Below are 8,407 nucleotides of genomic sequence, written 5' to 3' on the forward strand. Positions count from 1 at the left end.
GCCGGGCTATCGATGCCCGGCAACATGGAAAGCCTCAACGTGTCGGCCGCTGCCACCGTGGCGTTGTACGAGTTGGGCCGTCGAAACTAGGTGACAAAAAGCGCACCGGCCTTTCATTTGAGCCGGTGCGCAGAACATCCCGTTAACCATACGCCTGTAAACCTTGGCATGGCCGCGCGTCTTTCACAGCGGTATCACCAGCCAAAAACGGCAGACCGGGAGAGAGCAACGATGCTCGCCGATTGGAATATCCTGTCTGACGATCTTCAGCTTGTGCTGTCGCGTGAGGCCCTGCGCCGCGCCGCGGAGATCATCGCAGACCAGGCCGAAATGCTTGCCGCGGAAATGGAAACCGGCTGCCTGCGCGATCGCGGCGGCCCGGATGCGCTACGCCTGCTGGCCGGCGTGGTGCGCGTGAACGGCCAGGACGCACTAGGCCCGGTCGGCCAAGCCTGAACGACTAATCCGCTGCCGAGCGTAACGCCGCACCCGCTGCCAGCGGGCACAGGGGAAGTGCGGCTGCCAGCAGCGCACAAAGCAGCAGCAGATGCGGCCGTGGGCTGAGCCCGGTTGCCGCTGCATCTGCCGCGGCAGCGCCGAAGATCAGCACTGGCGTTGCCAGCGGCAGCAGCAGCAGCGGTAGCAACACTCCACCGCGCCGCGCGCCCAGCACGATGCAGGCCGCCGTGGTCCCCAACAGCGACAGCACCGCCGTGCCCGGCAGCAGACCCGCCAGCAAGGCCGGCAGGGTGTGTGGGTCCATCCGCAGCATCAGCGCCAGCGGCCCGGCGGCCACCAGCAGCGGCAGCCCGGTCACCAGCCAATGCGCCATCGCCTTGGCCAGCGCCACGGCCGGGGCGGGCAGGCCGCTGAGTAGGAGCTGGTCCAGCGATCCGTCGTCCCCATCAGCCCCGAACAACCGGTCCAGCGGCAACAGGGCGGCCAGCAGGGCGCACACCCACACCACGCCGGGCGCCAGCCGCGCCAGCACCTCTGGCGCCGGGCCGATCGCCAGGGGGAACAGCGCCCCCGCCAGCACGAAGAACATCACGGCTGCCAACGTGTCGCCGCCATGGCGCAGCGACAGCAGCAATTCGCGGCCCAGTAGGCGAAGGAACATCAGCCGAGCCGCAGCAGCGTTGCGCCGGGCAACGCGATGTCCTGGTGCGTCGCTGCCACAACGCCGCCACCGCCCGCCCGGTGCGTTGCCAGCAACTCCGCCAGCAGTTCCAGGGATGCCGCGTCCAGTCCCAACGTCGGCTCGTCCAACAGCCATAGCGGGGCAGGGCTCAGCGCCAGCCGGGCCAGCGCCAGCCGGCGGCGTTGCCCGGCCGACAGCATGCGCGCCGGCAGGTCGCCCAATGCCGCCAGGCCCAGCGCCGCCAGGGCAGGGGCGACGGGTCGCCCCGCGGCGGCGAAACGCAAATTTTCGGTAGCCGTCAGCCCGGGCTTGATCGCGTCGGCATGTCCTAGATAGGCAACCGGCACTGCCACATCCGGCCAGCTGACCGACCCCGCATCCGGCCGCTTCAGCCCAGCCAGCACGCGCAACAGGGTGGATTTGCCCGACCCGTTCGGACCTAGCAGTAACACCGCGCCCCCGGCCTGCACGCTCATTGACACACCCGACAGAACCAGCCGTTCCCCGCGGAATGCCGCCACATCTTGCACCCGCACCAGCGCCGATTCCAACGACAGTACGCCTCTCCTAATTAGCCGCCGAACGGTGGACCCGCGCGCGCCTATGCTCTAGAACGCTGCCTCTATCAGCAGTGAGACCGCGCCGCATTCCTGCGCCGGCCTAAGGAGCAAGGCAACCGATGAAGAGCACGGGGCAGGACAGCCTGAAGACGCGGCAGACACTCACTGCTGGCGGCCAGCCATACACTTATTTCTCCATTCCGGAGGCGGAAAAGACCCTCGGCGACGTCTCGCGCCTCCCCGTGAGCCTTAAGGTCCTGCTGGAGAACGTGCTGCGGTTTGAGGACGGCGGCGCCACCACCGTGGACCACGCCAAGTCCATCGCCGCATGGGTCAAGACCGGCACCAGCCCGGCCGAAGTCCCGTTCCGCCCCAGCCGCATCCTGATGCAAGACTTCACCGGCGTCCCCGCCGTGGTGGACCTTGCGGCGATGCGCGACGGCATCATCAAGCTGGGTGGCCAGCCCGACAAGGTGAACCCGCTGATCCCGGTCGACCTGGTGATCGATCACTCCGTCATGGTGGACGTCGCCGGCACCGAAAAGGCGCTGCACGACAACGTGGAAATGGAGTTCGCCCGTAACGGGGAGCGGTATCGCTTCCTCCGCTGGGGAAGCCAGGCGTTCGAGAACTTCCGCGTCGTGCCGCCCGGCACCGGCATCTGCCACCAGGTGAACCTGGAATACCTGGCGCAAACCGTGTGGACGGCGAAGATCCGGGGCGAGGAATTTGCCTATCCGGACACGCTGTTCGGCACCGACAGCCACACCACCATGGTCAACGGCATCGCCGTGCTCGGCTGGGGTGTCGGCGGGATCGAGGCGGAGGCAGCCATGCTCGGCCAGCCGATCGCCATGCTCATCCCGGACGTCGTCGGGTTCCGCCTGACGGGCAAGCTGAACGAGGGCGTCACCGCGACCGACCTGGTGCTGGTCGTGACGCAGATGCTGCGCAAGAAGGGCGTCGTCGGCAAGTTCGTCGAGTTTTTTGGCGCCGGCCTGGACGACACCGCCGTCGCCACCCGCGCCACCATCGCTAACATGGCCCCGGAATACGGCGCCACCTGCGGCTTCTTCCCGACCGACGCCGCCATGATGGACTACCTCCGGCTGACCGGTCGCGACGAAGCCCGCATCGACCTGGTGGAGAAATACGCCAAGGCGCAGGGCATGTGGCGCGACTCCAGCACGCCCGACCCGGTGTTCACCGACGTGCTGGAACTGGACATGTCCACGGTCGAGCCGTGCATCTCCGGCCCGAAGCGCCCGCAGGACCGCGTTGTGCTCAGCCAGGCCAGCAGCGCATTCAAGGCCGAGCTGTCCAAGAGCCTGGGCGTACCGGCCAACGACATCGCCAAGAAGGTGATGGTCAACGGCAAGAACTACCAGATTGGCCATGGCGACGTGGTGATCGCGGCCATCACCTCCTGCACCAACACGTCCAACCCATACGTGATGGTCGCCGCCGGGTTGGTGGCGCGCAAGGCGAGGGCGCTGGGCCTGCGGCCGAAGCCGTGGGTGAAGACCTCGCTGGCACCGGGTAGCCAGGTCGTGACCGACTACCTCGACAAGTCGAACCTCAGCGCCGACCTCGATGCGATGGGCTTCGCGCTCGTCGGCTATGGCTGCACCACCTGCATCGGCAACTCCGGCCCGCTGGACGAGACGATTGGCGAGGCGATCGACAACGAGAAATTGGTCGCCGTGTCGGTGCTGTCCGGCAACCGCAACTTCGAAGGCCGGGTGCATCCGCAGGTTCGCGCCAACTACCTCGCCAGCCCGCCGCTGGTGGTCGCCTACTCCCTGCTCGGCACGATGAACGATGACATCACCACCGCGCCGCTGGGCACCGGCACGAATGGGCAGCCGGTCTACCTCAAGGACGTCTGGCCCTCCAACAAGGAGATCTCGGACATCGTCGAGGGTGATTTGACCCGCGCTCAGTTCCTCGATCGCTATGCCGAGGTCTTCAAGGGTCCGGAGGAGTGGCAGGCCATCCAGGTCGAGGGCGGCACCGACACCTACGGTTGGGTCGACGGTTCCACCTACGTCAAGAACCCGCCCTATTTCGAGGGCATGACGATGGAACCAGTCGCCAAGGGCGACATCAAGGGCGCCCGGGTGCTGGGCCTGTTCGGTGACAACATCACCACCGACCACATCAGCCCGGCCGGCAACATCAAGAAGGCGTCCCCCGCCGGTGAATATCTGGTGGAGCGCCAGGTCAGCCAGCGGGACTTCAACAGCTATGGCGCCCGCCGCGGCAACCACGAAGTCATGATGCGCGGCACGTTCGCCAACATCCGCATCAAGAACGAGATGCTGGGTGGGGCCGAGGGCGGCAACAGCAAGCACTACCCGGACGGCAAGGAGATGCCGATCTACGACGCGGCACAGAAATACGCCAGCGAGGGCGTGCCCCTGGTCGTGTTCGGCGGCAAGGAATACGGCATGGGCTCGTCCCGCGACTGGGCGGCGAAGGGCACGATGCTGCTCGGCATCAAGGCGGTGCTGGTGGAAAGCTTCGAGCGTATCCACCGCTCCAACCTGGTTGGCATGGGCGTCCTGCCTTTGACCTTTCCCGAGGGCGTGACCCGGCAGACGCTGAAGCTGACGGGTGACGAGATCGTCGACATCTCCGGGATCGAGACGATCACCCCGCGCATGACCGTGCCGGTGAAGATCACCCGCGCAGATGGCACCAGCGAGACGGTGAACGCGCTGTGCCGGATCGATACGGATGACGAGGTCGAATACTACCGCCACGGTGGCATCCTGCAGTACGTGCTGCGTGGGATGGCGAAGGCGGCCTAAAGCCTGCAGCAACCCTTACCCAACCCTCTCCCTTCCCGTTTGGGAGAGGGCTGGCGTAAGGGGCTTGCCCCCTGATGCGGCTGCTTGCGACCACGCCTGAGGCGAACCTGAAGCGCCTGCCGATTGCGTTCGACCTACGGGCGATCAGTTTGGCGGAGGGCACGCGGGCTGCGCTGTCCATCGCGTTCATCGTCGCGGCCGATCAATGGCTGCATTGGCCCCCCTTGCTGGAGGCGGCGCTCGCGGCGTTGCTCACCTGCCTGAGTGATTCCGGCGGGCCGATCCGTCGGCGTTTGCCGGCCCTCGTTTCTTTCATGCTGCTCGGCGCGGCCATCACCGCCGGGTTCGGGCCATTGCGCGGGCTGGGCATCGTGGCCAGCGTACCTATCGCGTGCCTCGGGATCTTCGCATTGTCCTTTGCCCGCGTATGGGGCCAGGCGGCGATGCAGGCGGGCAATCTGCTAGTTGTGGTGCTGGTGCTGGCGCTGGACGAGCCCCGGCCCTTCGCCGAATCGGCGTTGCTGGCTGCGGTCTTCGCCGCCGGGTGCGCCTGGGCGATCCTGCTGACGATGGTGATCTGGCGCATTCACCCTTTCCGGCCGGCCCGCCACGCCCTGTCCGACGCCTATCGCGCCACCGCGCGCCTGGTGGCTGATCTGCTCGGCATGGTGCAGGGCAATGCCGATGTGGCGGCGTGGGAAGCGCATGCCCGTGGTCATCGCCGCGCGGTGCGCGACACGATCGAGCGGGCGCGGACCGCCGTGCAGGACACGGTGCGCGTGCGCGGCCAGGCCAGCCAACGCGCCATGCAGGCCCTTCTTCGGATCGAGGCTGTGGACCAGTTGTTCGGCGCCACCATTGCCCTGTCCGATCTGCTGGAGGCCGATCGCGACCCGGCCGTGCAGGCTACGGCCATCAAGCTCCTGCGCTTGCTGCGCCCGGCGTTGATCGTCATCGCCGAGGCCATCGCCGCCGACGACCCTGGCAAAGGCGGCCGCCGCGCCCCCGTGCAGCGCCTCGGCCGCATCGGCCCAGCTCTGGATGCGATGCAGGCCGCCACCGCCGAGACCCCGGCGCTCGCCGGTATCGCCGACGCTATCGTCGAACGCCTGCGCATCGCCACCACGCTGACGGCACCGCCCGGCTGGGCCCCTGGATCATTGCCCGACCCGATTCCAGCGGGCGGCATGTGGGACCGGGTGGTGACGCCGGTGCGCGCCAACCTGCAGTGGCAATCCGCGGCCTTCCGCCACGCCCTGCGCGCCGCCGTCGTCGCCGGACCGGCGCTGGCCTTCACCCTGTCGACCACCGGGCACTACCAGCACTGGCTGATCATCACGCTGGTGCTGACCATGCAGCCGTTCTACGCGCTCACCTGGCAGCGCGCGCTGGAGCGGATCGGCGGCACCGTGCTGGGCGGCCTGCTGGCAGCGGTCATCGCCCTGGTGTGCACCGATCCGCTGGCCATCGCCGCAGCGCTATTCCCGCTGGCCATCATCGCCTTCACCGTCCGTTCGGTGAACTACGGCGCCTTCATCTCCCTGCTCACCCCGTTGGTCGTGCTGCTGACGGAGTTCAGCCGGCCCGGCACCGGCGAATTGCTCATCGCCGGCTACCGCGCGCTCTACACCGTCGCCGGCGGCGCGCTGGCAGTGCTGGGCTGCCTGCTGCTGTGGCCCAGTTGGGAGCCGGATCGCATGAAGCAGGAGTTGCGCACCACCATCCTGGCCCATGCCGCGTTCGCCGCTGCCGAGCTGAGCCTGCTGCTCGGCGATGGCGACGCCGCAACGGTGGATCGCGCGCGCCGGGCCGCGGGCGTGGCGAGCAACAACCTGGAGACCTCGATCTCCCGCGCGCTGAACGAGCCGCGGGGCAATCAACGCGAAGACTTGCAATCCGCCATGGTGGTGGACGCCGCACTGCGCCGCATGGCCGGCCGGCTGTCGGCCCTGCAACTGGATCCGCACCATGCCGACGGCATCGGCCCGGAGGCGCTGCGGTCCTGGCGGGACTGGATCGGCACGGCGTTGAAGGCCTTGGCCGACGGCGCCGCCGTGCCCGGCGCCCGCCCGGCAGGCCGCGCCCCCGACGCCTTGGCCCGCATCGCCCGGCAGATCGAGTTACTCGATGGGACCGCCGCCGTCGCCGCCTGACCCACGATTCAATTTTCCTTCAGGCATTTTCATTAATTTCCTCCCGATCCCTGGGAGGCCCATCGATGATCGCCTGGCTGAACAACCGCCGCGTCGGCACCAAGCTCACCGCCAGCTTGGTGGTGACGGTCCTGGGCCTGCTGACCCTGACCTTCGTCGCCCTGTGGATGGCGCGCGACCAGATGCTGGAGGATCGGCGCGGCAAGCTGAATGCGATCGTGGACATGTCGGTCGGCTACGCCAACGCGCTGGAGGCGCAGGTCAAGCAAGGCAAGATGACGCGCGACGAAGGCCAGGCCCGGTTCTTCGAGGCGATGAATGCCGAGCGCTACGAGGGCACCAACTACGTCTCCGTCTACAACGACAAGAACTTCATCGTCGTCTCGCCTGCCAATCCGGTCATGCTGAACACCGACCGCACCAACAGCGTCGATTCCGACGGCGTGCGCATCATCGGCACGGCGCGCGAGATCATGGCGAAGGACGGCGCCGGCTTCTGGACCTACCGCTTTCCACGCCCCGGGCAGACAGACCCGGTGCGCAAGCTGTCCTACGTGAAGGGCCTGCCATACTGGGGCCTGTATGTGATCTCGGGCATCTATGTCGACGACGTGGACGCGGTGCTGCTGCATTACGCAGGCATCTTCACCTTTGTGGCACTGCCCTGCTTGCTGCTCGCCGGCGGCCTCGGCCTGCTGCTCTGGCGCTCCATTGGTCGCACCCTGGCCCAATTGGCCCGCAAAACCGGCGCACTATCCGCAGGTGACCTGTCCGTCGAGGTGCCGTTCCTGGCCCGGCGTGACGAGATCGGCGAGATGAGCCAGGCCGTGCAGGTGTTCAAGGACGCCGCCATCGAAAAGCTGCGGCTGGAGGCCGAGGCCGACACAATCCGCAGCGCCGCCGCCGCCGAGCGCACCCGGACCGAGGCCGACCGCGCCGAGGCCGCTGCGCAGCAGGCCGTGGTGGTGGAGGGGCTCGGCGCCAGCCTGGCCCGGCTCGCCTCCGGCGACCTGACCTGCATGATCGAGCAGCGTTTCGCCCCGGAATACGAGCGGCTGCGCACCGACTTCAACGCCGCCGTCGGCCAATTGAACGACACCATTGCCACCGTGATCGCCAACACCAACGCCATCCGCTCCGGCACTGGGGAGATCACCCAGGCCGCCGACGACCTATCCCGCCGGACCGAGCAGCAGGCTGCCAGCCTGGAGCAGACGGCCGCCGCGTTGGACGAGATCACCGCCACCGTCACCCGCACCGCCGGTGGCGCCGGGCAGGCGAGCGATGTGGTCCGCCAGGCCCGCATCGATGCCGAGCATTCCGGCGCGATCGTGAAGCAGGCGGTCACTGCGATGGCCGCGATCGAAACCTCGTCCAACCAGATCGGCCAGATCATCGGCGTGATCGACGAGATCGCGTTCCAGACCAACCTGCTGGCCCTGAACGCCGGTGTCGAGGCCGCCCGCGCCGGTGATGCCGGCCGTGGCTTCGCCGTCGTGGCCAGCGAAGTCCGCGCCCTGGCCCAACGCTCCGCCGCGGCGGCCAAGGAGATCAAGGCGCTGATCACCGCCAGCAGCCAGCAAGTGGGCGAGGGCGTGAAGTTGGTGGGCGAAACCGGCCAGTCGCTGGACCGCATCGTCGCCCAAGTGGGAGAGATCACCGGCGCCATCGCCGCCATCGCCAAATCCGCCCAGGAACAGGCAACCGGGCTGCACGAGGTGAATGCCGCGGTGAACCAGA

6 protein-coding genes and 1 pseudogene are annotated in these 8,407 nt (G+C 67.8%); 5 read left to right on the forward strand and 2 right to left on the reverse strand.

The window, feature by feature from the left end:
- Positions 1-90: pseudogene (locus GSQ76_RS32180) on the forward strand (23S rRNA (guanosine(2251)-2'-O)-methyltransferase RlmB); the annotation flags it as partial.
- A 141-nt stretch (positions 91-231) separates the two neighbouring features.
- On the forward strand, positions 232-456 hold the full coding sequence (locus tag GSQ76_RS26135; protein WP_158747018.1) for a hypothetical protein: 225 nt from the start codon (positions 232-234) through the stop codon (positions 454-456).
- Between the two features lie 4 nt (positions 457-460).
- On the opposite strand, the gene ccmB is transcribed toward GSQ76_RS26135, so the two are convergent.
- A complete protein-coding gene (gene ccmB / locus GSQ76_RS26140) occupies positions 461-1,120 on the reverse strand; it encodes a heme exporter protein CcmB (protein WP_158747019.1) in 660 nt (219 codons plus the stop codon).
- On the reverse strand, positions 1,120-1,692 hold the full coding sequence (gene ccmA / locus GSQ76_RS26145) for a heme ABC exporter ATP-binding protein CcmA (RefSeq protein WP_254070641.1): 573 nt from the start codon (positions 1,690-1,692) through the stop codon (positions 1,120-1,122). Before ccmA ends, ccmB begins: the two co-directional genes overlap by 1 nt.
- Before the next feature lie 128 nt (positions 1,693-1,820).
- Here ccmA and acnA point away from each other — a divergent pair, with 128 nt between their 5' ends.
- The 3 genes from acnA to GSQ76_RS26160 form a co-directional block, all read left to right on the forward strand.
- Positions 1,821-4,514, forward strand: coding sequence for an aconitate hydratase AcnA (acnA, locus tag GSQ76_RS26150; RefSeq protein WP_158747020.1), 2,694 nt, complete (start codon positions 1,821-1,823; stop codon positions 4,512-4,514).
- A 74-nt stretch (positions 4,515-4,588) separates the two neighbouring features.
- The gene (locus GSQ76_RS26155; protein WP_158747021.1) at positions 4,589-6,667 is read left to right on the forward strand and encodes an FUSC family protein; all 2,079 of its coding nucleotides are present in this window, start codon (positions 4,589-4,591) and stop codon (positions 6,665-6,667) included.
- 65 nt (positions 6,668-6,732) lie between these two features.
- Positions 6,733-8,407: methyl-accepting chemotaxis protein (locus tag GSQ76_RS26160; protein WP_158747022.1), on the forward strand; the 1,675-nt coding region annotated here is incomplete at its 3' end.

The organism is Acidisphaera sp. L21 (genome assembly GCF_009765685.1).
Taxonomy (GTDB): Bacteria; Pseudomonadota; Alphaproteobacteria; order Acetobacterales; family Acetobacteraceae; genus LMUY01.

Excerpts from the sequence above, each read along its gene's own strand:
- GSQ76_RS26135 (WP_158747018.1), top strand. The coding sequence starts at position 232 with ATGCTCGCCGATTGGAATATCCTGTCTGACGATCTTCAGCTTGTGCTG.
- GSQ76_RS26155 (WP_158747021.1), top strand. The coding sequence starts at position 4,589 with ATGCGGCTGCTTGCGACCACGCCTGAGGCGAACCTGAAGCGCCTGCCG.
- ccmB (WP_158747019.1), bottom strand. The coding sequence starts at position 1,120 with ATGTTCCTTCGCCTACTGGGCCGCGAATTGCTGCTGTCGCTGCGCCAT.
- acnA (WP_158747020.1), top strand. The coding sequence starts at position 1,821 with ATGAAGAGCACGGGGCAGGACAGCCTGAAGACGCGGCAGACACTCACT.